The sequence below is a fragment of the Lacrimispora amygdalina genome (assembly GCF_003432035.1).
GTDB classification, from domain to species: domain Bacteria; phylum Bacillota; class Clostridia; order Lachnospirales; family Lachnospiraceae; genus Lacrimispora; species Lacrimispora amygdalina.
The window spans coordinates 1-2,739 of sequence record NZ_QOHO01000146.1 but is presented as its reverse complement, the minus strand read 5'-3'; the positions used below and the strand labels follow the sequence as shown (position 1 = coordinate 2,739).

Genomic DNA, 2,739 nt, shown 5'->3' with positions numbered 1-2,739 from the left:
TATGACAATAGGTAAGACTTTGAAGTTATCTCCGTCTTTTCCCCTGTCCCACACCGGACATGCGACTTTCACCGCATCCGGCGTTCCATCGATTGTCTTCACAAGCATTTAATCAATCACCATTTATTACGCATTAATCTATTGCAGATTGATTCGCCTGCTTTCGCAGACTATTAATTTTTACTAACATTTTATTTGTTATCTCGAAAGATTGTGATGTGGCTTTTAATATCTGTTGCGATTTTTCCTGCAACAGAGGTATATACCTTTTGTGAATCAGAATCATATTTTTGTAGCGCTCCTCACCGCCATTATCTTTTGGTTTCTTCAACCAACCCGCGATATCAGATGCACTCTGAAACTCCTCTCCACTGATTGCACATTTCCCATGCTGTGCAGAATAAAGTGAAATCCTGCTATCCATGTATTCTGTGCTACGACCGTTTGACACTTGCTCTCTTAATTCTTTTAACAAAAATGCATTAAGATTTAGATTGCTATGTATAAGTGCCCTTCCTTCGGCTGTGTAGCTACATACAGCCGACCTTCTAGCCATTGGTATTTTGTTTTTGATATAGGCTATCGGATATATCATTTGGTCTATTCCTGCAACATATCTAATCATTTTGGAATTTCCAAACCGCTCTTTTTCTGCTTGGGTAATAGTTCCACCCTCGCGTTTAAGCTGACAGCCCTTTTCTGTATTAAGCCTGTTGGTTAATACCGTCATAACTCGTCTATGTATATCCCTGCAATCAATACTGATACAGGTTGCAAGCTGATAATAATTCTGTATTCCAAGAACCATTGAATTGAATAGCTGAATTTCTCCAAGGCATGTTTTCTTTTCTCTTGGTCTAGCTATATTTTTAGCTTGCTCCACTAACTTGTCTGTTTCGATTTTAACCTTTTTGTCACAGATTGCTGATTGTACAATATATTTATGGTGCTTTGGTCTTACCCTAATCTTGAACCCTAAAAACTCCGACCACCTCTTACGAGTATTAACAATCCTTGTCTTTTCGGGTGAAACCTCAAGTTTTAACCTCTCTTCAATCCACTTTGTAACAGCTTCTTTTGTCTTTATTGCATCTTCTTTGGTCTTACAGAATATCCTAAAATCATCAGCATATCTTACAATATGCATTTCTTTTAGCTCCGTATTCTTCATAAGCCTGTAACCATGGCTTTTGTCGAATACCTCTGTCTTTCCTATTATTCGATGTCTGCCTCTGCTAGTTGCAACAGGGTGTTCTTCCCATTGGCTAGCAACCCACCAATCAAGTTCATTAAGTACGATGTTTGCTAGTAGCGGTGAAATGATACCGCCCTGCGGTGTACCCTTGTCTGGTATTACAGTAGAACCGTCTGGCATCCGTATGGGTGCTGTCAGTATTCTTTTTATTACAAAAATCAACTGTTTGTCCTGTATTCCAAGTGACCATATCTGCTTCATTAACTTACTGTGATTTACATTATCAAAGAATCCTTTTATATCGAATTCTATAACATAGTGCATGTTCATCATCTGAAGCATGGTATAGGTTCTGTTAATGGCATGTTCAACCGAGCGGTTAGGACGAAAGCCATAGCTGTGATTGTAAAACTTTGCTTCGCATATGGGCTCTAATATTTGTTTAATGCATTGTTGTATAAGCCTGTCCCATATACATGGAATACCTAACGGACGCGTCTTTCCGTTTGGTTTCGGGATATCCTTTCGCCGTACAGGTTTTGGTCTGTACCCATGATTGCTCCCTGTGACTATAAACCTCACTTTCTCGATAACTTCTTCGGGTGTTTTTCTCCCGATGTCAGTAATGTTTTTGTTATCTGTTCCTGCCGTGTAGCTTCCCCCATTAGCCTTTATGTTTCTATAGGCTAACAAAATGTTATCGCGTGAAAGAATCAAACTCATAAGATTACTGAAGTTCTCTCCATTCTTGCTCTTCTGATAAAGTTCATCAAAAGTTTGTTGCATGCCGTAGTATTCTGCATGCCTTAGGTCTTCTACACATAGACTTTTGTCTTTCTTTGGCATAAGGCATCACCTCCTTTTGAAGTGACCCTTTTGGTCTTACTCGAATCCTTATTATAGATTGAATAATGCCTGTTTATTTCAACCGACTTGAGGCCATTCCTCCTTTTCCCATTACAGGAAATATCACAAGTTCGACCTCTACTTTTCAGCACCGATTAATCCGCTTATTATTCTTCGTCGGAATATCCCATAGGGACTCGATACCTTTCCTTGTTCCGATAATTCTATCTGTGCATATATTTTTAGGTTTCTGCTATAGTCCTGCTAGCTTGGTAATGCCTGTAACATCACATGGTCGTTCGTAGGGCAAATTTCTACTAAACCACACTAGCTATGCTTAAACATACCCATACATTTCTATATGGTCTTCTTCTAGAACCGTACATTCGCAGATTCGTCAGTATCCCCGCCAAGGCATACATTCTAACCATGAATATTTTATAGAATCTTGGTCTATAGGTAACATACCTCACCGCTGAGGCACTTTCGGAATCCTTTGGCAGGATTCTACGGTTACTCTCGACCGTTGTCACGGAACTCCACACCCCAGCCATTACAGCTGACGCATGTCCGTCAAGACTAGGCGTTTCAAGGCGTTACCCTATCATTCCACCTATCGAATTATCAGTTCACAGACTGAAATATTAAATTTTCACGCTGTGCGCAGACTTTTTACCGCCTGCGAACAAGTCGTACTC

General features: G+C 39.9%; 1 protein-coding gene. It reads right to left on the bottom strand.

Annotated elements, in window-relative coordinates; all coding sequences use genetic code 11:
* Nucleotides 1-133: 133 nt before the first annotated feature.
* Nucleotides 134-2,041 carry a group II intron reverse transcriptase/maturase gene (gene ltrA, locus DS742_RS28285; protein WP_117420238.1) on the bottom strand — a complete coding sequence of 636 codons (1,908 nt, stop codon included), beginning with the start codon at nt 2,039-2,041 and terminating at the stop codon, nt 134-136.
* Nucleotides 2,042-2,739 lie beyond the last annotated feature (698 nt).